Source organism: 'Nostoc azollae' 0708 (assembly GCF_000196515.1).
Classification (GTDB): Bacteria; Cyanobacteriota; Cyanobacteriia; order Cyanobacteriales; family Nostocaceae; genus Trichormus_B; species Trichormus_B azollae.
The window spans coordinates 1,411,556-1,432,103 of record NC_014248.1; the positions used below are offsets into that span (position 1 = coordinate 1,411,556).

General features: G+C 40.3%; 19 protein-coding genes and 2 pseudogenes. 3 read left to right on the forward strand and 18 right to left on the reverse strand.

All coding sequences use genetic code 11. The annotated features are described in order from the left end of the window. The first annotated feature begins 270 nt into the window (after nt 1-270). Nucleotides 271-624 carry a DNA methyltransferase gene (locus AAZO_RS29115; RefSeq protein ID WP_081462718.1) on the forward strand — a complete coding sequence of 118 codons (354 nt, stop codon included), beginning with the start codon at nt 271-273 and terminating at the stop codon, nt 622-624. On the opposite strand, the pseudogene AAZO_RS06440 reads toward AAZO_RS29115, so the two are convergent. Next, a pseudogene (locus AAZO_RS06440) lies at nt 575-1,821 on the reverse strand (IS701 family transposase). The gene AAZO_RS29115 and the pseudogene AAZO_RS06440 overlap by 50 nt on opposite strands. Before the next feature lie 1,908 nt (nt 1,822-3,729). On the opposite strand from AAZO_RS06440, the gene AAZO_RS06445 reads away from it, so the two are divergent. Beyond that, complete coding sequence (locus tag AAZO_RS06445; protein WP_081462719.1) at nt 3,730-4,110, forward strand: IS66 family transposase; 381 nt, start codon at nt 3,730-3,732, stop codon at nt 4,108-4,110. Nucleotides 4,111-4,430: 320 nt separating this feature from the next. After that, nucleotides 4,431-4,556: a hypothetical protein gene (locus AAZO_RS41045; protein ID WP_266888557.1), complete on the forward strand. Its 126-nt coding sequence runs from the start codon at nt 4,431-4,433 to the stop codon at nt 4,554-4,556. Between the two features lie 388 nt (nt 4,557-4,944). Here AAZO_RS41045 and AAZO_RS06450 read toward each other — a convergent pair whose 3' ends face one another. The 17 genes and pseudogenes from AAZO_RS06450 to nifB form a co-directional block, all read right to left on the reverse strand. Further along, nucleotides 4,945-5,244, reverse strand: coding sequence for a 2Fe-2S iron-sulfur cluster-binding protein (locus AAZO_RS06450; RefSeq protein WP_013190616.1), 300 nt, complete (start codon nt 5,242-5,244; stop codon nt 4,945-4,947). Nucleotides 5,245-5,439: 195 nt separating this feature from the next. After that, nucleotides 5,440-5,814: an iron-sulfur cluster assembly accessory protein gene (locus AAZO_RS06455; RefSeq protein WP_013190617.1), complete on the reverse strand. Its 375-nt coding sequence runs from the start codon at nt 5,812-5,814 to the stop codon at nt 5,440-5,442. A gap of 62 nt (nt 5,815-5,876) precedes the next feature. Beyond that, on the reverse strand, nt 5,877-6,659 hold the full coding sequence (locus AAZO_RS06460; protein ID WP_013190618.1) for a HesA/MoeB/ThiF family protein: 783 nt from the start codon (nt 6,657-6,659) through the stop codon (nt 5,877-5,879). Between the two features lie 10 nt (nt 6,660-6,669). Continuing rightward, the gene (nifW, locus tag AAZO_RS06465; protein ID WP_013190619.1) at nt 6,670-6,987 is read right to left on the reverse strand and encodes a nitrogenase-stabilizing/protective protein NifW; all 318 of its coding nucleotides are present in this window, start codon (nt 6,985-6,987) and stop codon (nt 6,670-6,672) included. Then, nucleotides 6,984-7,184 carry a CCE_0567 family metalloprotein gene (locus tag AAZO_RS06470; RefSeq protein WP_013190620.1) on the reverse strand — a complete coding sequence of 67 codons (201 nt, stop codon included), beginning with the start codon at nt 7,182-7,184 and terminating at the stop codon, nt 6,984-6,986. The genes nifW and AAZO_RS06470 overlap by 4 nt, the downstream gene beginning before the upstream one ends. Before the next feature lie 66 nt (nt 7,185-7,250). Continuing rightward, nucleotides 7,251-7,727 carry a NifX-associated nitrogen fixation protein gene (locus AAZO_RS06475; protein ID WP_013190621.1) on the reverse strand — a complete coding sequence of 159 codons (477 nt, stop codon included), beginning with the start codon at nt 7,725-7,727 and terminating at the stop codon, nt 7,251-7,253. Continuing rightward, nucleotides 7,724-8,143, reverse strand: coding sequence for a nitrogen fixation protein NifX (nifX, locus tag AAZO_RS06480; RefSeq protein ID WP_013190622.1), 420 nt, complete (start codon nt 8,141-8,143; stop codon nt 7,724-7,726). The genes AAZO_RS06475 and nifX overlap by 4 nt, the downstream gene beginning before the upstream one ends. 124 nt (nt 8,144-8,267) lie before the next feature. Then, nucleotides 8,268-9,599, reverse strand: a complete 1,332-nt coding sequence (nifN, locus tag AAZO_RS06485; RefSeq protein ID WP_013190623.1) for a nitrogenase iron-molybdenum cofactor biosynthesis protein NifN — start codon at nt 9,597-9,599, stop codon at nt 8,268-8,270. 127 nt (nt 9,600-9,726) lie between these two features. After that, nucleotides 9,727-11,094: a nitrogenase iron-molybdenum cofactor biosynthesis protein NifE gene (gene nifE, locus AAZO_RS06490; protein WP_013190624.1), complete on the reverse strand. Its 1,368-nt coding sequence runs from the start codon at nt 11,092-11,094 to the stop codon at nt 9,727-9,729. A 232-nt stretch (nt 11,095-11,326) separates the two neighbouring features. Continuing rightward, a pseudogene (locus AAZO_RS29125) lies at nt 11,327-11,658 on the reverse strand (Mo-dependent nitrogenase C-terminal domain-containing protein). 139 nt (nt 11,659-11,797) lie between these two features. Next, on the reverse strand, nt 11,798-13,333 hold the full coding sequence (gene nifK / locus AAZO_RS06495; protein ID WP_013190626.1) for a nitrogenase molybdenum-iron protein subunit beta: 1,536 nt from the start codon (nt 13,331-13,333) through the stop codon (nt 11,798-11,800). A gap of 209 nt (nt 13,334-13,542) precedes the next feature. Beyond that, nucleotides 13,543-15,045 carry a nitrogenase molybdenum-iron protein alpha chain gene (gene nifD, locus AAZO_RS06500; RefSeq protein ID WP_013190627.1) on the reverse strand — a complete coding sequence of 501 codons (1,503 nt, stop codon included), beginning with the start codon at nt 15,043-15,045 and terminating at the stop codon, nt 13,543-13,545. Nucleotides 15,046-15,183: 138 nt separating this feature from the next. Next, complete coding sequence (gene nifH / locus AAZO_RS06505; RefSeq protein ID WP_013190628.1) at nt 15,184-16,074, reverse strand: nitrogenase iron protein; 891 nt, start codon at nt 16,072-16,074, stop codon at nt 15,184-15,186. A gap of 203 nt (nt 16,075-16,277) precedes the next feature. Further along, on the reverse strand, nt 16,278-17,198 hold the full coding sequence (gene nifU / locus AAZO_RS06510; protein WP_013190629.1) for a Fe-S cluster assembly protein NifU: 921 nt from the start codon (nt 17,196-17,198) through the stop codon (nt 16,278-16,280). 135 nt (nt 17,199-17,333) lie between these two features. Then, nucleotides 17,334-18,542 (reverse strand): cysteine desulfurase NifS, encoded by a 1,209-nt coding sequence (nifS, locus tag AAZO_RS06515; RefSeq protein ID WP_013190630.1) that lies wholly within the window; start codon nt 18,540-18,542, stop codon nt 17,334-17,336. An 88-nt stretch (nt 18,543-18,630) separates the two neighbouring features. Next, complete coding sequence (locus AAZO_RS06520) at nt 18,631-18,969, reverse strand: 4Fe-4S binding protein (protein ID WP_013190631.1); 339 nt, start codon at nt 18,967-18,969, stop codon at nt 18,631-18,633. A 108-nt stretch (nt 18,970-19,077) separates the two neighbouring features. After that, nucleotides 19,078-20,517 (reverse strand): nitrogenase cofactor biosynthesis protein NifB, encoded by a 1,440-nt coding sequence (nifB, locus tag AAZO_RS06525; protein ID WP_013190632.1) that lies wholly within the window; start codon nt 20,515-20,517, stop codon nt 19,078-19,080. Nucleotides 20,518-20,548: the final 31 nt, after the last annotated feature.

A 20,548-nucleotide genomic window follows, 5' to 3' on the forward strand; every position in this document is an offset into this window, starting at 1 on the left:
CGTTTGTCACTCTTTCTGCGATGAGTGATTACTTGTGAAGCCTTTTTGATTCTTGGCTTTTATCTCTGGCTGACCCTTTTCTCCCTTCAATCGGTTGTTTTCATCTCTTAACCCTTGATTTTCTGCCCATAATTCTTTTACTTCTAATTATTACTCCTCTATTAGATTCAGTCATATCTCTACTTTCTGAACCATGGATTCTCCTGCAATTCCTTTTCGCTCAATGCTTTGGAGCAACTCTGTTTGTGATAAATCTTTTGCTAAAATTTTTTGCCTCATGCCTCATATTTTATAACGCCCTGTGTCCCACCTTCAACTTTTTCTTTTTTTTCTCTTACCCCTACTTATTCTGCCGATACAATTGAGTATTATACAAATCCTGGTGATGTTGTTTTGGATTCATTTTGCCGCTCAGGGATGACAGGAGTAGCGGCAACAGAAGTAGGACGTAAAGCTCTCCTATCGGATTTGTCTCCCGCAGCAGCATTTATAGCTTATAACTTAAACACACCGATAGATGCTGGTTTATATCTCAATGCCATTAACGGGACTTCAACGAAAATCAAGTCCAAATCTAGCCCAAACTGGCTTTATAAGAAGGAAACACGTCCGGATTCCAGTTGAACCAATCAATAAATAGAAAAGATATGGCTGTTCTAAACCCTTCTAAAGCTGCAGTAAAAGTATTCAAAGGTTTCTTAGCCCACCTTGGTCTTAATCCTCCAGTCCACTGATGGCAAATAATAAAAGTGTAGGCACAGCAAACCAAAATAAAATGGCGCAGTCAACTGCTCTTATCTCCAACTTGATATTCGTTGAGTCCTAACCATCCCTTGGCTTTCCTGTAAACAACTACTACCCAATTTCTTTGACAATATGTATCAACTATCCAGGTGTGACAATTGATGAAGAAAAGTTGGTAATAAAGTAGTCAATATCAGTGGCTTGAGAGAAAGTTGAAGCGTTGATGAATATAGCAATCTTCCCCTTTCCACTTAAGGCTGATATTTCTACTTCTTTAGTTACTACCCATAATCTTTTGGGTTTATCTAACTCCAGTTCAATTTCTGTAAAAGCCTCTTGGGGTAAACTTTGTACTAATTCATCTAACCTGATTATTTGTGGACTATCCTCTTAGTCACTGGCAAGGACTTTGGGATTTTTAGCTAATCCTCCTCAATACTTTCAATTCCGATTTTCTATTTTTAATAAGAAAGATGTATTGTGTCCATATCCAGGATCTATAATTACTATTCCTGGTTGATAACCACGGCTTAAGGTCAGATGTATTAATTTAATTCCTAACTCAGGTTTATTCTCAAATAGAGGGTCTTGTTTCCCTTTGGGTCAAGAATCACCGTGGTGATCTAACTCTATATCTAATGGTAAGCTTTTACTGCCATATAGATGTGTTGTTACTACTACTATCCCATTATCCCTTTTCCCAATTTCTCCAATATATTTTCTTCCTACTCCATCCCTAAAATTCCCCCTTTTTCTATGGACAGAATCATCAATTATTAAGCTAAATCCTCTGGTGATTCTCCTCTGACTACACTTGTTCATAATCTCTAACCGACGGTCATTGACTTGGGAACTGGACCAAGGTGCTTCATTTAAAAAGTGGTGTAATCGTTGGTAAGTCACCCCTAGGGTATTCTCTGCCATTTAAAATAGGTTTTTTCTCTCACTTTCACCCAATCATCCCCCTAAATAATGTCTAAACTCTGTTCTTTCCCCTTGATGAGTAAATACATCATCAAACCTTTAACACCATCTTTCAAACCATGGTGCCATTGCTGGGGCAGTGGTTTCTTTCATCAGCTTCTTTGAACGTGAAAGCTACACCGAAAGCCCATTATACTCCTTTTTACTCTTAACTTTTGTTTAAGTCCTGTTAATGATATTTTAGATCGAGCAGCTTCTCTTGACAAAAAACTTTATACAACCCACTGTCGAGATTGTGGTTCACTAGCCAAAGTTTTATATACTGTTTGGATCTACGGCTTAATATGTCAAAATTGTCAGCAAGAGTTTATTTTTTGGGATATTGGATCTGATAAAAAAGCTTCAGTGAAAGAAAGCAAAATAAAAACAGAAGTGAACTGTCCTCACTGTAATTTCTTGTTAAAGAAACGTAACCTCAAACCCACGCAACTTTATCCTGTAGCAGTCGGTTATAAATTTTATGGTAGCAGACTAAAAGAAAGTTGTGTACCTTTAAATAATAGACCTCTTGCAAAATTTTTTATATGGTACGATAGAGATTTTTAGCTCTTATATATCTTTGGTATTCTTTGCAGTCGCTAATTCAAACATAACCGTGTAACTCTAACTTTTAGCTAGAATAAAGATAACCGCCTATTTGAACATAAAGTTGATTCTGTAAGAGGTCTAATTTTGATGTTGAATTAATTAACTCAATAGAGAAATCTCCAATACATAAAAATTTATGGTATCCACAAAATAAAATTCCTGAAGGAGTAAATACACAGCAACCAACTCTGGCTGGAATTAAAACTGTTGACCAATTTTATACTCGTCGCGCTTTATATGCAATGTCATTTCTCTGGCAAGAAGCATCAAGCTGGCCTGATATAAAAGTCATAGATAAACTGTTGTTCACACTTACATCGCTATATCAAAGGATAACAGTATTTAGTAAATTTCGTTTTTGGGGTGGCAGTGGTAATACGTCTAATTTTCATGTACCAACTATAATGAATGAGTAAAATGTGTTTCAGGTCTTTAAAAGAAAAGCTCAAACAATTAGTTGGTATTTTCGTGAGTCTACTTATATTTCTCATACTGTTCAAGTCAGTACATAATCTGCCTGTAATTTACGGCAAATACCAGATCAATCAGTTGATTATGTTTTCACTAATCCGCTTTTTGGATCTAAGATCAATTAATCGGAAATGAATGTGCTTTGGGAAAGTTGCCTTCAGCAGTGGACTGATAATACAGAAGAGTCAATAGTTAATTCAATTCAAGGTAAAGGTTATCAAGAATTACGAACATTTACTTTCTACAGTATTTCCTGAAATCAAGCGAGTCTTGAAAGATGGTAGTTGGTTAACAGTACCCTTTCATAATTCTTCTGAAAAGGCGTGGGTTGTAATTCAAGAAGCTTTAGCTGAATCGTAAGGATTCAGGTGGTGGGGTATTGACAAGTGTGATAAGTGAGACAGAATATAGCAGTTATGGAAAAGAACCTGCCACCAAGACTAGACAGAGAGATATTGAAGGAGTTGGCAACAGACTAACTGGTAGGAATCATTAGACTAACTGGTATAAATCACTAGACTAACTGGTATAAATCATTATCCAAACCACCGTCGGGAGACATCCTCAAGGAAACCGAGAACAAACAAGAAGAGAAACCAGAAGAGAACCAGACACGAAAACGGAAACCAAGAGGACAACCAGGGCATAGGGAAAAAACGAGAAAGGGGTTTGGTGGAGTAGATAGATTTGAGATAATCGGACGGCAAGTGTGTGGATCGTGAGGTCAGGGGCAATTGTTTGGCGAACCAATAAAAATCCAAACACAACAAGTAGGGGACTTGGTGGACAGGCCAATGGAAGTGGATTTGGAGTGTGTGTGGGGAAACACAAAGGGTACACTAGTCACCAGAGATAGTATCAGGACAAGATATAGGAGTTACAGGACAAGCTTTTTCGGGATGGATCAATAACTAGGGCTATTGACCCTATGAAAAATAACACTTGTTGTTGTGGGAACTGGGTCAAATAGAAATTGGAGTGGGAACATTAGTAGGTACCAATGAAGGAATAGATGGTCCAGTGGCTCAAAGTATTCATAGCCTCAAACAGTGGATAAAACAAACCCAGCCTCATATCCTTGGGGATGAAACACTCTGGGTAGTCAAAGGGGTGAAACAATGGTTATGGATTTTTGCCAATAGTGACTTCCCTTTATTTCATGGGCCTGATACTCCTTGTCCTGGCGAATTAGAATCCATTGTGGGTTCAAGTTACTCTGGTGTAATCAGTTCTGATGACTTTACTGCCTATAACGATTATGCGGTCACAGCTCAACAGAAATGTCAGGCACATCTACCCTACCCCGTCACTTCAAGACACTAATCAAGATTTCTGGCTTCAATCACCAAGAAATTGGCACAAAATTCATCGACCTCATAGATGGTTTTAAAAACTACCTTTTATTCCAACAAACCCAAAACCTTCATGAATTCTTGACTTGCCCATCCTAGTTTCAACCAAAGGTTGAATCTTCCATTAATTCATTGATAAAGCCCCAGGAGAACCTGGTAAACTTTTACCTTCCTTAGGCAATAGACCTTGATCATAATTTAGCTGAACCAAGGTTAGGTTTAGCACTGAAACAAGGAAAAGTCTGTGGTGATTCTCTTTCTCTGGAGCTATTCCAACATACTGCCAATTTATTGACCGTTATACAAACTTATCGCCGTCAAGCACTTTCTCTAATTGAGTCTTTTGACCAACCTATGAAAGCTATGGTTCACTCTGCTTTCCATACACCTTCTTTAATCCCTCTACCTTACAACTGAATCCTTACCAATAAATTCGTATATTTTACCCTTCCACCACACGCACATAAATAGCCCGTGCTATGTCCCGCTCGATAGTCATTGGCAGATTACTAACTTTAATCACAAAAGTGGGAAACTGCTGTTATATAAGAACTTGAGTTCCTGTCTTTATACGCATTGATATCAGTTTCTTTCTAATGATTTCATCTTGAGTTTTACAGACAGTGACAATACCTTGCGCACAAGTTTTCAGCAATTCTAAAGAGCAACCCATGATACTAAAAGCAGTAAACATTGCAGAATAATAATAACAAAAGATAAAAATTGCAATGATGAAAGATGTTTATCATCTTTCATCATTGTTAAATGATAAATCGAGTAATGCTAAAACATTACTGATATTCTATTAAGCAAGGTAAGGTTCTTGATGGGTTTTGATTGTGCAGTTGGAACGGGGATATGTAACGCACAACAAAGCGAAACCTTTAGCCATTTGCTCATCATCCAAGAAGTTTTGATCGTCTTGGTTGATTTCACCTTCTACAACTTTACCTACACAGCTAGAGCAAGAACCAGCGTGACAAGAGAATGGTAATTCAATACCAGCTTCTTCTGCACCATCGAGAATTGTAGTTTCTTCGTCGATTTCAATTGTAGTGTCGAGTTCTTGTTTTTTGTTGATCAATCTTACTTGATAGGCAGCCATTTTCCGGTTCTCCTCAAACGTGAATAGATTTACTTTGGTAAATTGGTTAAGTCTCCCCTTTTTAGGGCGGGAAAATGCTCCCTTCCGTACATAAAAAATGTGGAGTATGTCTACGGGAAACTTGTAAAGTTGTAATTAGCAGAATAGAACTTAGGAAAGTTTCTATATCTATTTTTTCCTGAGTTCTAATTTTTTCTAGCTGCAAGGTACACCTTTCGGTGAACAATCGCCTGCTTTAAAAGACTTTCCACAACCGCAGGTGTCAGTTGCATTGGGATTGCTGAACTTAAAACCGCTGTCCATTACTCCCTCAACAAAATCAATTACCACACCTTCTAATAACGGCGCACTTTTAGCATCCACGTAAACCAACACATTTCCTTGTTGGCTGACAACATCATCTGGTTGTAGCTTACTGGTAATTTCAATTCCATACTCATAGCCATTGCAACCACCATCTTTAACCAAGATGCGGATACCTTTTGTAGCGTTATTAGTTTCCTCAGTTGCGGAACCTCTTAAAAATGCCCTCAGACGAAATTCTGCCTTTTCTGTTAAAATAACAGTCATTTTGTTTCCTGTTCTGTAGCGATTATTCTGATTTGAGATGTGGATTTTTTAGATTTGGTACTTTACACGGTCACAGATTGGGATTGGGAGTATCTCCAAGGTGCAGTATTACCGCAGACTGGACAGTTGCGATCACGATGAGAACGACGTTTAGCAAACTCCATTCTGTTAAAATCTATTGTCAGCAGTTCCGACAATAGCGGTTGACTAAACCCGGTAATCAGCTTGATTGCTTCCAACGCTGTCAAACAAGCCAAGGTCCCAGAAACAGCCCCTACAACTGAAAAACCACGCCGATCCCAATCAGGCTTTTCTGGAAACAGACAGGACAAACAAGGACTCACACCAGGAATAATCGTGGTTAGATAAGCCTCCATCCCGTCCATAGCAGCCTCTACCATTGGCTTACGCCAACGCACACAAGCTTCATTTAACAAATTCCGCTCGGTGAAATTGTGAGCGCAGTCCAGAGCCATATTCCCCGATTGCACCAAGGAATCTACATTTTCCGGGGTGATATAGTCATAAATCGCTTCAATCTGCACATCAGGATTAATACCTGCCAGAGTTTCTTTGGCTTTGAATACTCTTGGTTTTCCTACCCAATCGTCAGTCATCAAAACTTGACGATTCATATCATCCTGACGCAAATTACCACCCCGGACTAGGATTAGCCGTCCAACGCCTGCTACTGCTAAGTAAAGGGCCGCCGTACCGCCTAATCCTCCTACACCAGTCACCAAAACCGTCGCTGACTTCAGGCGCTTTTGAGCCACTGCACCAAAATTCGGGAGCATCATTTGGCGACTATAGCGTTCTAATTCGGTAGGCGTTAGGTTGATCAATTTATACCTCCTAATCAGAAGTTATTTCTGTCAGCGTAATTACATTCTTTGGCTTATCGTTAAACACCTTAAACAGCTTTTGTTCATGGGGTGTTGATTCCTGAAAAACTTGGTAAGCTTTTTGCAAAGCCAAACAATATTGAGTTAATTTTTCTTCTGGACCCAAGTCAGGGAATTTATCATCAATTTCATTCATGTATTGAGAAAACTTCTTCAATATATGAAGACGATTGACATTTACAAATTTCTGGTCATAAGGCAGTTGAAAAAAGATGAAATACTCTTCTGCATCTACAAGCTTCTTGAATTCTTCAATAGTTCCACTCATTTAGCATCCTCGATTTTTTTTAGCTGTTGCTTGAGTCCATCTAACTCTCGGTAAATTTCGTAAGTCTCAGCCGCAACATCCATAAGTGTTTTGTAATCTGTTGGTAATCCCTCAGCTAAATCATGCAAGTCCATTTTCATTTGACCTGCTTTGCTATTTAGCTTCCTAATTTTTGCTGTGAGTTCCTCAATGGTCATTGGTGATTGGTAATTGGTAATTGGGTTATTAATTTCCCCATGTCCCCAGTCCCCAATTCCTAAGTCTTAAATATTTCCTACTTCTGGGAAACGCTTGGCTAAATCAACACCTTTTTTGACGAACTTTTCTCCCTCTTCTGCTAATTGTTCTAGGGAGTCAAAACCATAACGGTGAGCATCGCGTAAAGTTTTTATAACTAACAATAAACGACCAGAAAAGACTAATGCCCAACCAAAACCTTCATGACCTAAGTCAACTACCACGTTAGATATTAGTCCGGTTTCTTTTTCAATGCTGGCTGCAACAGCACGGAAAAAGGCGTTGATCCGAGAAATAGTTGCTGGGTCTACTTCACCTTCAACAGAAATTTCCCGTTTCTTTTGTTTAGTGACAACAAACGGTTTCAAAATTAATTCATCAGACCAACTCCGGTAAAAACCATAGCTGTCTTGCGCCCGGATTTGTTGGACTAAACTCTTGAGAAAATGTGAAGTAATTTCTGTGTTGGTAGCAGTTCCGTTCACACTGTTATTTTCACTCATACCGTTGCTTCGTTTTCAACTTCATCTGCAAAGTTTAATGTTTTTGGTTGTAAGGCTTTACGCAACCAGGGGGGAGGATTACCTTTAAGAGTTTTGACTAATTTAGTCAGAACTTCTTCAATTTTTTCTTCCTCTGATTTAGCCTTTACTGGAGTCACACCTCCTTTAATTAAGCGTGCAGCAGCACTTCCTCCAATGGCAACAACATAAACAATTGTGCAACCATTAAGCGCCTCAAGTTTAGGTGTGATTTTATCTTCACTGCCATCTTCTTTGAGGTCGCCTTCAAATTTCAGAGTTTCTAGAAATTCATATCCATGATCGGAAATTTCATAGATATCAATTTCTCTAGCCCACCCAAAGTGAGCATTAACATGAATTCTATCTGTGGTGGTAAAGGCGATTTTCACTTTCATTAGTCCTTAGTCAAAAGATGGAATAGGAAATAGGAAATAGGGAATAAATAAGAAGTAAAAGGTAAAAGGTAAAAATAACAGTTGATTAATTTATCTCTGTCACCTGTCACCTGTCACCTGTGATCTAATCCCTATTAATTACTGGTGACCAATGATTCATCATTAATGACTCTTCATGTTCTAAAAACAGGTTTCCTATAGCAAATAAAAGTTCCATAGTTCCGCGATAGCCTACTTTGGTAAATAGACCATTTCCTAAGCGGTCATAGATGGGAATTCCTAAACGATAGTGGGGAATTTTGAGGCGTTTCGATATGGTGTTCACATTAGAATTACCAATCAATAAATCAGAACCCACTGCTAAATCTTCCAAATCTTCCAAATCACCAATAGTAACATTTTTTATAGGAAGATGTTCTAACAAAGGTGATCGCGTCGTTGTCACAGCAGCATGAATAGAAGCCCCCATTGACTGTAGAAACTGCACTGTAGTCCACATTAAATCCGGTTCTAAAGCCAAAGAAACCCGTTTAGCACCGAAGTAAAAATGAGTATCCAACATCGCATCTTGCAGCTGACGACGTTGACGACAATATTTTTCCGGTACAGGATTACCACTCAGAACTGATAAAGCCTGTAAAAACTCATCCACAGGTTCTAAACCAGTCAAATCCCGAAAAACTTCGTAATCTGTATTAAAACGTTCTTGGAGAATTTTTGCAGCACCACGCATACTTTCACCTAAGGCGAAAGTGAAAGCAGAACTACCCAAAGAACGGAGTTGTTTAAGAGTCGTACCACTAACAGTTACTGCGCTGTAGTCATCTTCCAAATGACCATCCAACGAAGCACCCAAATCAGGGACAAAGATCGCTTCTAGTCCAAAAGATGTCACCATCTCTCGAACTTCCTGCACATCCCCAGGAGTAAAAGCCGAACCTGCTAAAATCGTAATTTGTTCAGGTTTAACTCCTCCAGCTTTAGGAACTTCCTTCAGAATAGTTTCTACAGCTACCGCAAAACCATCTTGCAACGCACCTTTAAAATCAGGAGTCGGAGCAAAAACAATTGCTAAATAGTCAAGTTCTGGATGACGTTCCCGAATATCCTTCAAGAAACGTTCAATATCATCTCCTCTAGTTTCTGTTAATCCAGTCGTACACAAGCCGATAATTTCCGGTTTAGCTTTTTCCACCAAAGTGAGAATAGCTTGTTCAACATTTTCCTCACCACCCAAAATAGTGGTAACTTCCGTCATTGCTGTAGTAGCAAGAGGAATTGCTTCCCGAAAATGTCGAACCAAAACCACCTTAGCAAAAGCAGTACAACCTTGAGAACCATGAAATAAAGGCATAGTTCCCTTCAAACCCAAAAAAGCCAAAGATGCACCTAAAGCTTGACTTTGTTTGAGAGGATTAACACTAACAGACTTATTGGGAACAGTGACAATTGCCATAAATTAATCTCAATAATCTCAAAATAATTTGTAAGGAGTCAGGAGTCAGGAGTCAGGAGTCAGGAGTCAGGAGTCAACAAGATCACTATTCCCTATTCCCTAATTACTGTCACCTGTGACCTAAAAATTACTCCCAAGGCGCAGGCTTACGAATTTGTTCCCAAATTGGACTATACAAAGCCTCATATAACTCCCGTGCCATTTCCACCATTCCCATATAACCTGCATAGGGATGATGACGTTCTTGGTTAATATCTAAAAATGGAATTCTTGCCTTTAAAGCTGTGTACTGATTCCGACCACCAGCTATTAACATATCAGCTTTAGTTTCTCTTACTAATTTTAGCAATTCTTGGGCATTACCCTTTTCCAACATAATGCCATCATTGCCAAGTAATTTCTTGATTTTGGATTTATCTTCTTCTGTACTTTTGCGTGTACTAGTAGCAACAACTTCAATTCCTAAATCCTTAGAAGCAGAAATGATCGACCAACTTTTCACACCACCAGTATACAGAACCACCCGTTTACCCCTTAAGGATTCTCTATAGGGAGCAAGGGCAATATCTAAAGCCGCTGTTTCATCTGTAATTAACTTTTCAGTCCGTGCTTGTAAATTAAGACTACCTAATTTAGCTGCAACAGTTCTGAGACAATGATTAATATCATTAATACCATAAAAAGACTCTTCAATGTAAGGAATACCGTAACGTTCCTCCATTTTCCGCGCCATATTTAATAAGGCCCGTGAGCAAATCATTACATTTAACTTAGCGCGGTGAGCACAACGAATTTCTTCATAACGAGCATCACCAGTGATTTTTGATAAGACGCGAATGCCTAATTTTTCAAATAAAGGCAAAACGCCCCACATTTCACCAGCAATATTGTATTCACCAATCAAATTAATATCATAAGGTGTAGTATATTCAGGTTCAGCAGTGCCAACTACATATTCTAGTAAAGCTTCACCACCAAAACGATTACCTAGATTTTTACTACCAATAAATCCCGGAGCAATTACTGGAATGACAGGAGTACCAACTTTCTCAGCCGCAACTTTACAAACTGCATCAATATCATCGCCGATTAAAGCAGTTACACAAGTAGCGTAAACAAAAATAGCGGCTGGTTTGTAGCGTTCATTAACTTCCAAAATTGCCTTATAAAGCTTTTTCTCACCACCGAAAATTACATCATTTTCACTAATATCAGTGGTAAAACCGGTCTTATAGAGCATTGGTCCAGAAGAAAGACTTCCACGACTTCCCCAAGAGTTACCAGCACAAGCAATAGGTCCATGAACCAAATGAGCAGCATCAGTAATAGGTACTAATGCAATCATTGCACCATCAAAAGCGCATCCTCCTTGAGCAGCACCTGGTTGAGCTTGTTGTGTACAAGATTTGTTTTTCTTTTCTCCTTGTTTATGTTGATTATCTTTGCATCCTGATTCACTAAGTAACTCGTTAATTTTGCCTTGGGTAATTTTCATCTCTCTTCTCGCGCTCAATGGAAGTTGTTAATCGAAATGTAAGCAAACCTAAATAGACTTCCTGAAAAACTCCTCTTTACACAAGATTCACACAGATAAAGATTTAGAAAAGATGTCTATTTATCTGTAACTGAATTTTAATAATATCAATCCTTGATAATTCTTGTTTTAAATGATTGAATACTAATGACTAATAACCGAACAGTAATGAGTAATAACTAGAAAAGAACTTCTAGCAAATATACTTGGTGATGTCTTCACCACATTCATCAGCCAGGTAAGATAAAGCACGAAACCGTGAAGTAACTACTTCGTTATATAAAGGATTGATTTTGCATAGTGCCGGAATATGGAAACCTCGCCCAAATAAATGAATATCTCGGTCAGAATGACAACAGCAAGGAATTATCTGACAAAATCTCTGGAAATGAGCGAAGCAATAGTTTTTAATTTCAATGCCATCCATCCATCGCCGTAAAGGCTTGAGAAGTTCAAAAGAACCAGAATATTTATAATTAGGTGTATGGTGTTAGGGTGTCGATGAGAGTGAGGAATAGATCTCATAAGAGATGCCGGAGATAACTATAAATCAGAAGTGAGAATTTGGGAATTGGGAATTAACACCCGATCCCCATTTATTATTTATTTGGTTGTTAGTAGTCAGTTGTGATTGTTTCTGACTGACCACTAACCACTGACATTCTTAACGAATCAAGTCGTAGGAAATATCGGTCTTACCAGGAATATTCGTGGTGCGATCAATTTCCTCAAAGACTGTGTTAACAATCCAGTTCAACAAGTTGATTACACCTTTGTAACCAACGGTAGCATAACGGTGGTAGTGGTGACGATCCATGATAGGATAGCCAATTCTTACCAAAGGTACACCGCAATCACGCCACAGGTACTTACCGTAGGAGTTACCAATTAATAGGTCTACGGGTTCCGTGAACAACAAGGAGCGTAAATGCCACAGGTCTTTACCACCCCAGATTTTAGCGGACTTACCGAACACGCTAGAATCTAACAATCCTTGCAGCTCTTTCTCAAATACTTCGTTGGTGTTGTGAACCAAGATGTGTACAGGTTCAGCACCCATTTCCAGCATGAAACCAACTACGCTGTAAACTAAGTCAGGATCACCATAGATGGCGAAATGTTTACCATGCAACCAAGCATGGGAGTCAGTCATAGCATCAACTGCACGACCACGTTCGATTTCCAATTGTTCAGGAATAGCCTTACCAGTCAGTTCGCTGAGTTTCATCAAGAACTCGTCAGTTCCCTTGATACCCCAAGGACGAGAAACACAAACGTCTTGCTTCCATTCCTTAGCAATGTATTCACGGGTCTTTGCAGTGGAATAAGCTTGAAGAGCAATAGTAGCCTTACCGTTGATGGAATCTGCTGCGTCTTCTAACTTGGTACCACCTGGGTACATATTGAACTCACCATCGCAAGGTGAGTCAACATAATCGCTGTTATCAGATAACAGAGTGTAGTCGATACCCATTAAAGAAGCAATCCGCTTGATTTCGCGGTTGTTTTCTACGTAGGTGTCAAAACCAGGGATGAAGTTGATTTTACCGTTGCTCTTGGCTTTCTTCTTACCTGCGGTTAAGGTAGAAAGAATTCCCTTCATCATGTTGTCGTACCCAGTGATGTGGGACCCAACGAAGCTAGGTGTGTGAGCAAAAGGTACTGGTAAATCTTGAGGAACTGAACCAGCTTCCTTAGCATTGCCGATGAAAGACTGTAAGTCATCACCGATAACTTCTGCCATACAGGTGGTGCACACAGCAATCATTTTTGGCTTATAAAGCTTGTAGGAGTTAGCCAAGCCATCGATCATGTTTTGCAGACCACCGAACACAGCGGCGTCTTCAGTCATGGAAGAAGAAACGCCGGAGAATGGTTCTTTATAGTGACGGGTTAAGTGGGTACGGAAGTAAGCCACACAACCTTGAGAACCTTGAACAAAGGGAAGAGTACCTTCAAAACCTACAGCCGCAAACATAGCGCCTAGAGGTTGGCAACCTTTAGCGGGGTTAACGGTCAAAGCTTCACGAGCGAAGTTCTTTTCACGATATTCCCAGCTTTTTGTCCATTCTGCAACCCGTTCTACTTCTGCGGGGTCATGAGCATTTTCAAACTGTCTTTTGTTTTCAAACAGTTGTTGGTATTCTGGCTGATGGAATAGCTCAACGTGATCCTTAATATTTTCTGGATTCTGTGGCATTTCTAGTTCTCCAAGCTTGCTGTGTGTTGTGTTTGCTGTAGGGGCGGGGTTTTTAGGTGGAGAGTGGGGAATCTGGCTCAAAATTCAGAATGCAAAATCCAAAACTTAGAATTTTTAATTTTGAATCTTGAATTCCCAACTCCCCTCTGGGGTTTTGCCCCAGACTATCCCTGTACGGGCAGGTTTTTTGCCCCTACTATTTTTGTTCCCTAAACAGAAGCCTTAGCTTTGGCTTTAGCTTGAGCTTTTTTGTTCCAGGGAGCGCCAATTAGTCCCCAAGTTGGGCTGTTCAGTGCCAAATCCATGTCACGAGCAAAAATTGCGAATCCGTCGTAACCGTGATAAGGTCCGGAGTAATCCCAAGAGTGCATTTGACGGAAAGGAAGACCCATCTTTTGGAATACGTACTTCTCTTTCACACCAGAAGCAACTAAGTCTGGCTTTAATGCTTTGATGAATTCTTCAAATTCGTAAGCGGTAACGTCGTCATAAACGATTGTTCCGTTTTCGATGTAGTTGGTAGTACGTTTATAGTCGTCATTATGAGCGAACTCATAACCAGTACCAATCATCTTCATTCCTAAATCTTGGAAAGCGGGAACAACGTGACGGGGACGTAGACCACCAACCATCATTGCAACTGTCTTACCTTCCAAACGGGGGCGATATTCCTTAACTATCGCATCCATTGTGGGTTGGTATTTAGCAATTACCTTCTCAGCATTTTCTTGGATCTTAGAGTCAAACTTGGAAGCGATTTCGCGTAAAGATGCAGCTATCTTGGTAGGACCGAAGAAGTTATACTCAAGCCAGGGTATACCATAAGCTTCTTCCATGTGACGGCTGATGTAGTTCATCGAGCGGTAACAGTGGATGAGGTTCATCTTCACGTTGGGGGTCATCAACATTTCGTTGATTGTACCGTCACCAGACCACTGAGCAACTACGCGCAAACCGATTTCTTCCAATAGGATGCGGCTGGCCCAAGCATCACCACCGATGTTATAGTCACCAATAATAGCTACGTCGTAGGGAGTGCCTTCAAACTTCAATGTACCGTCTTTCTTAGCTTGATCTGCTCTGGGGAATACCCAGTCACGAATCATGTCGTTAGCGATGTGGTGTCCTAAAGACTGAGACACACCACGGAAACCTTCGCAACGTACAGGAATAACTGGCTTACCAATGGTCTTCGATGTTTTCTTAGCTACTGCTTCGATGTCATCCCCAATTAGACCGATGGGACATTCAGATTGAATAGAAACCCCACGATTTAAGGGGAATAATACATCTAATTCTTCAATTAACTTGGTCAGTTTCTTGTCTCCACCGAACACGATGTCGCGTTCTTGGAAATCTGAGGTGAAGTGCATGGTACCAAAGGTGTCAACACCTGTTTTACCTAGGTAGTAGTTACGACGACCAGACCAAGACCAGTAACCGCAACCTACAGGACCGTGGCTGATGTGGATCATATCCTTAATAGGACCCCAAACCACACCTTTAGAACCTGCATAGGCACAACCACGAGCGGTCATTACACCAGGAAGGGATTTGATGTTAGATTTAACACCACAATCAGCCTTGCCTTCTTCGTATACGTTTAAGTGCTTCTCACGTTTTTTAGAAGCTTTTTCGGGGTAGGCTTTTAGAACTTCTTTAATTAGTTCTTTTCTTTGTTCAACGATCTTCTTGTCATCTGGAGGAGTCATTATCTGTCTCTCTTGCTCCTAAGGAACGGGGATTAAGGATGGGGACTTTTGATGTCCCCTGTGGGGATTGGACGGAAGGGAAGGTAAAAAGAAAATTATGTAGAGTTTCCCTTTTTCCTTTTCCTGATTTAGAGATTTCTACTTGGCAGCAGGTGCAGGCTTACCAATGATTTCAGCGTGCTTGGAATCATCGTCAAGAATACCGAATTCAACCAACAATGCTTCCAACTCATCCATTTCGATTGGGGTGGGGATGGTGAGGTTTTTGTTGTTGATGATTTTCTTCGCTAATGCGCGGTATTCATTACCCTGATCGCTATCAGGTGCATATTCGTTAACGGTCATACGACGCAATTCTGCGTGTTGAACGATGTTGTCGCGGGGGACGAAGTGAATCATTTGAGTGTTCAAACGTTCAGCCAAGGTTTCGATCAATTCGATTTCACGGTCAACCTTACGGCTGTTACAGATCAAACCACCTAAACGTACACCACCGGAGTGAGCATATTTCAAAATACCACGAGCGATGTTGTTTGCAGCGTACATCGCCATCATTTCACCAGAGGTAACGATGTAGATTTCTTGTGCTTTACCTTCACGGATAGGCATAGCAAAACCACCACATACAACGTCACCTAATACGTCGTAAGATACGAAGTCTAAGTCTGTGTAAGCACCATTTTCTTCTAAGAAGTTAATAGCGGTGATAATACCACGACCTGCACAACCTACACCGGGTTCTGGACCACCAGACTCAACGCACTTCACACCACGGAAACCGGTCAACATTACTTCATGGAGTTCGAGGTCTTCAACAGCACCTCTTTCAGCAGCCAAGTGTAATACTGTGGTTTGAGCCTTGGAGTGAAGCATCAAACGGGTAGAGTCAGCTTTAGGGTCGCAACCTACGATCATAATGCGTTGACCCATTTCAGCCATAGCTGCGAGGGTATTTTGAGAGGTAGTAGATTTACCGATACCGCCCTTGCCGTAGAAAGCTATCTGTCTAATATTTGCGTCAGTAGTCATTGTTCGTGTTTTCCTAGAATTGGTTGATTGGATGTCTTTCGTCTTTTGGTTCTCACGGCCAAGTTCTACGGCGGTGAGCGTGTGTAGAACGTTGCTATGGGGGCGAACGCTCTACAGAAAATTTGCTTGTGTACATGATGTTTATTGGGTTATAAGGATTTGTTGCTTGTCAGTCGTCAGTTATTTTTGACTAATGACTAATACTAATAATTAACTGCTTCAACAATAATTTCTTTGCTGATGCGATCACGTAATCTTGATTCAATCGCAATCTTTAAAGTAGCTGTGCTGCTAGAACATGAACCGCAAGCACCTTGGAGAACAACTTTCACCTTATCGCCTTCTACATCATAAAGTTCAACATCTCCCCCATCGGCGATTAAAACGGGTCGGACTTCTTCATCTAATACTTTTTGAATTAAGGCAACTTTTCGTACATTAGTTAATGGTTCTTGTTGCCACAAACTATTATTTAAAACTGAAACTTCTGTCTTAGCCTTCGCGCCATTAGTGTGTAGATTCTCTTTGGCAAACTCTTGCTTAACTTCTTTGATTATATCATCAATTTTCGCTAAACAAGAACCGCATCCGCCACCAGCTTTTACATAATTTGTTACTTGTTCTGCACTGAGAAGATTATTTTGAGCAATCACTTTTCTAATCTTAGTATCAGTAATACTAAAACAAGTACAAATTAGTGTTCCTTCATCATCATCATCATGGGCAGCTAAAGGAATGCCTCTATAATTAGAGATAGCAGCTTCTAGAGCTTCTTGACCCATAACAGAACAGTGCATTTTTGCTTCAGGTAAACCACCTAAATATGCAGCGATTTCTTTATTGGTGACTTTCAAAGCTTCATCTAAAGTCAATCCTTTAACCATTTCAGTTAAAGCACTAGAAGAAGCGATCGCACTAGTACAGCCAAAAGTTTGAAAACGAGCATCGAGAATCTTATCAGATGCAACTTCCACTTTCAAATGCAATCTGAGAGCATCACCGCAAGCAATACTGCCTACCTCTCCAGTTGCAACCTTCAGACCAGGTTCATTTGTTTCTTCAATTGCACCTTGGTTTTTAGGATTGTAAAACAACTCTAATACTTTATCTGTGTAGTCCCACATAGTTGATTGTAGATTTTGGATTTTAGACTTCTGTTCTTAGATTGATGATTATTGAGTAGGGGATCTGGGGATTTGAGGATATTAGGTAGCTTGAGAGTTTTCCCAGCACCCAGTCCCTAATCCCCAGTCCCCAATCTACCGATTTACTAAAGTGTGCTCTTGCTGTTGTAACCAACGCGCGTCATCATTTTTGAAGGGAGATAAGGCGCGGAGACGTTCAACAATTTCTGGCATGATTGCAATTACTTGATCAATTTCTGCTTCGGTGGTGTAGCGAGAAAGACTGAAGCGAATTGAACCATGTAAAGTAGTGTAGGGCAAACCCATTGCTCTCAAAACATGGGAGGGTTCAAGTGAACCAGAAGTACAAGCAGAACCAGAGGAAGCACAAATACCGTGTTTATTCAGAAGTAGGAGAATTGCTTCACCTTCGATATATTTGAAACCGATGTTACTAGTATTTGGTAATCTATTTTTCACATCACCATTGACTACACAATCGGGAATGTTAGCAAGTAAAGTTTGTTCGAGGCGATCGCGCAGTTTTCTTTCTCTCTTAGTCGCCTCTTCCAAGAGTAGCATTTCCAGTTCCCCTGCCTTACCTAAAGCGATAATTCCGGGAACATTTTCTGTACCTGCCCTCCGTCCTCTTTCTTGATGTCCACCTATTAAGAAGGGACGGAATCTTACACCACGTTTCACATACAAAGCACCAATACCTTTGGGCGCATGAATTTTGTGACCAGACATAGTTAACATATCTATGGTGCTGGTTTTCATATTCAAGGGTACTTTACCTACCGCTTGTACTGCATCAACATGAAAGATTGCTCCATATTCTTTAACTCTAGCACCAATTTCTTCAATTGGAAAAATAGTGCCGATTTCATTATTGGCATACATCACTGTCACTAAAGCAGTGTTGCCAGTTAGAGAAGCTTCTAACTCATTTAAGTCAATTTGTCCCTTATCATTAACTGACAAATAGGTAACTTGATAACCTTGAGTTTCTAATTGTTTGCAGACATTTAAAACTGCGGGATGTTCTACTTGGGAAGTGATGATATGACGTTTTTCTGGTTGAGCTAATAAAGCAGCACGAATAGCTGTATTATCACCTTCAGTTCCACAGCTAGTAAAGACTATTTCCGATTCTTCAGCACCGATTAAAGCTGCAATTTGTTCTCTAGCTACCTTCACACTTTTAGCTAATTGCCCACCAAAGGTGTGCATACTAGAAGGATTAGCGTAATAGTCAGTCAGAAAAGGCATAATTGCCTCAATCACCTGGGGAGCTACCTTAGTGGTAGCATTATTATCCAGATAGATGCAATCTTTGAGCATAGTTTCCATATTAATTATGAAGTATTAAGGGATTGGTAATGGGTAATTGGTAATAAAAACCGCGCCCCAATCCCCAGTCCCTAGTTACCTAAACAACTACGTGATTCTTTTGCAATTGTTCCGAAAACTTTTGGGAATAAGTGTTATACCAACACTCCCAATAATCTTGTTTATTTGTTAACTTGGCAATGACGCGGTTGTATTTAACAAACCAACCTTCCCAATAATCACTAGGTTCTTTAACGCAACCATCAACAGTAGGACAAACGGCTTTACATTGAGGTACAGTGTATATGCCCCCAGCGCAGTTTGTGCAAAGTTCAGAATCAATGGAGTGATTACCATCTAGGATTTTCACTGCACCAGTAGGACATACAGACAAACAACGCTTGCAGGAAATACACGCTGCGGTAATTTTGTAAGCCATGATTATTCTCCTAGGTGGGGATTGGTGATTGGCGATTGGGGATTGGGTATTAGATATTGGGTATTGGGAAGAGTTTTTTTCCTATTCCCAATACCCAATCGCCAGTCGCTAGTCCCCAGTCCCTACATACTGCTGGTAAAATTCAAGTGCGACTTTTTCAATTACGTCGTAAGCTTCCACAGTCTTTATCCCTGCTGCTTCTAATTTCTCTTTGGGACAGTTACCAATTTTGGCAACTAAGACTGCTTTACAATCTGCAATCGCTTTCATTATATTTTCTGCGGTCGCTTCTTCGCCGTATCCACCTTGACAATATTGGTCGATTTTGCGATGACTGATAAAGTGCACTTCATTACCATCAACTTCGTACACTTGAAATTCCTTCACATGACCGAAGTGTTGATTAACTAATCCACCACCTTTAGTCGCTACAGCCACTAAAATTTTCGGACTGTTGGCAACTTCCTTAGCAGTTTGTACCTTGGCCTTTGCTAGTTTAATTGCTTCTCTAAATTTCTCAATGCCCTGATGAACTTCCTGGCGTGTTTCCAGGTTATATTCTGGAGACATTTCCAAGAATTTCTCTTTGGTAAATTCCTGACTGCGGTCTTCTCCTAATAATCCTACCGCATCTGCTCGGCACTGGCGACAGTGACGCATCATTTTCATGTTACCAGAACAGTTATCTTGAACTTCTTTGAGTTCTTTTCCTGTTGGACCACGTTGATGAGTTAAACCGAAATGTGTCCCATGTTCTGGTGCGGAAATTAGCGGCATGATATTGTGTAAGAATGCACCATTCTCACGAATCATTTTGTTAACTTCCACCAAGTGATGATCATTAATTCCGGGAATCATCACAGAATTAACTTTACACAAAATGTCGGCTTCTTTTAAAGCTTGCAATCCTTCCAACTGCTTTTCTAGCAGAATCTTTGCACCTTCCACACCTTTATAACGCTTGCGTTTGTAATGAACCCAAGCATAAATTTGTGCGCCGATTTCTGGATCAATGGTGTTAAGGGTTATAGTAACGTGATCTATATTTAATTGTTTGATGCGATCAATATATTCTGGTAGCATCAAACCGTTAGTTGATAAGCAAAGCTTAATATCTGGTGCTTTATCTGCAATCAACTCAAAGGTACGGAATGTTTTTTCAGGATTTGCTAAAGGATCACCAGGACCTGCAACTCCCAACACTGTCATTTGGGGAATTTTACCTGCAATTACCAACACTTTATGTGCGGCTTCTTCAGGTGTGAGTAACTCACTCACTACTCCAGGTCGGCTTTCGTTAGCACAGTCATACTTGCGGTTACAATAGTTGCATTGAATATTACAAGCTGGTGCAACTGCAACGTGCATCCGTGCATAATGGTGATGTGCTTCTTCACTATAGCAAGGGTGTTTGGCAATGCGTTCTTTGACCTTTTCGTCCATTTCTAGAGCTGTGCTGCTGTCGCAACCACAACCACCTGATTTGGCTTGCTTGATATTGAGTTCCTGTTCGGAGGAGGTGAGGAGTCCTGTGGCCGGTAGTGTCATTGAATTTCGCAAAGGTCGGTGGACTAGATAG

Coding starts and splice junctions, on each gene's coding strand:
- AAZO_RS06450 (WP_013190616.1), bottom strand. CDS start 5,244: ATGGCTGCCTATCAAGTAAGATTGATCAACAAAAAACAAGAACTCGAC.
- AAZO_RS06455 (WP_013190617.1), bottom strand. CDS start 5,814: ATGACTGTTATTTTAACAGAAAAGGCAGAATTTCGTCTGAGGGCATTT.
- nifW (WP_013190619.1), bottom strand. CDS start 6,987: ATGAGTGGAACTATTGAAGAATTCAAGAAGCTTGTAGATGCAGAAGAG.
- AAZO_RS06470 (WP_013190620.1), bottom strand. CDS start 7,184: ATGACCATTGAGGAACTCACAGCAAAAATTAGGAAGCTAAATAGCAAA.
- AAZO_RS06475 (WP_013190621.1), bottom strand. CDS start 7,727: ATGAGTGAAAATAACAGTGTGAACGGAACTGCTACCAACACAGAAATT.
- nifX (WP_013190622.1), bottom strand. CDS start 8,143: ATGAAAGTGAAAATCGCCTTTACCACCACAGATAGAATTCATGTTAAT.
- nifN (WP_013190623.1), bottom strand. CDS start 9,599: ATGGCAATTGTCACTGTTCCCAATAAGTCTGTTAGTGTTAATCCTCTC.
- nifE (WP_013190624.1), bottom strand. CDS start 11,094: ATGAAAATTACCCAAGGCAAAATTAACGAGTTACTTAGTGAATCAGGA.
- nifK (WP_013190626.1), bottom strand. CDS start 13,333: ATGCCACAGAATCCAGAAAATATTAAGGATCACGTTGAGCTATTCCAT.
- nifD (WP_013190627.1), bottom strand. CDS start 15,045: ATGACTCCTCCAGATGACAAGAAGATCGTTGAACAAAGAAAAGAACTA.
- nifH (WP_013190628.1), bottom strand. CDS start 16,074: ATGACTACTGACGCAAATATTAGACAGATAGCTTTCTACGGCAAGGGC.
- nifU (WP_013190629.1), bottom strand. CDS start 17,198: ATGTGGGACTACACAGATAAAGTATTAGAGTTGTTTTACAATCCTAAA.
- nifS (WP_013190630.1), bottom strand. CDS start 18,542: ATGCTCAAAGATTGCATCTATCTGGATAATAATGCTACCACTAAGGTA.
- AAZO_RS06520 (WP_013190631.1), bottom strand. CDS start 18,969: ATGGCTTACAAAATTACCGCAGCGTGTATTTCCTGCAAGCGTTGTTTG.
- nifB (WP_013190632.1), bottom strand. CDS start 20,517: ATGACACTACCGGCCACAGGACTCCTCACCTCCTCCGAACAGGAACTC.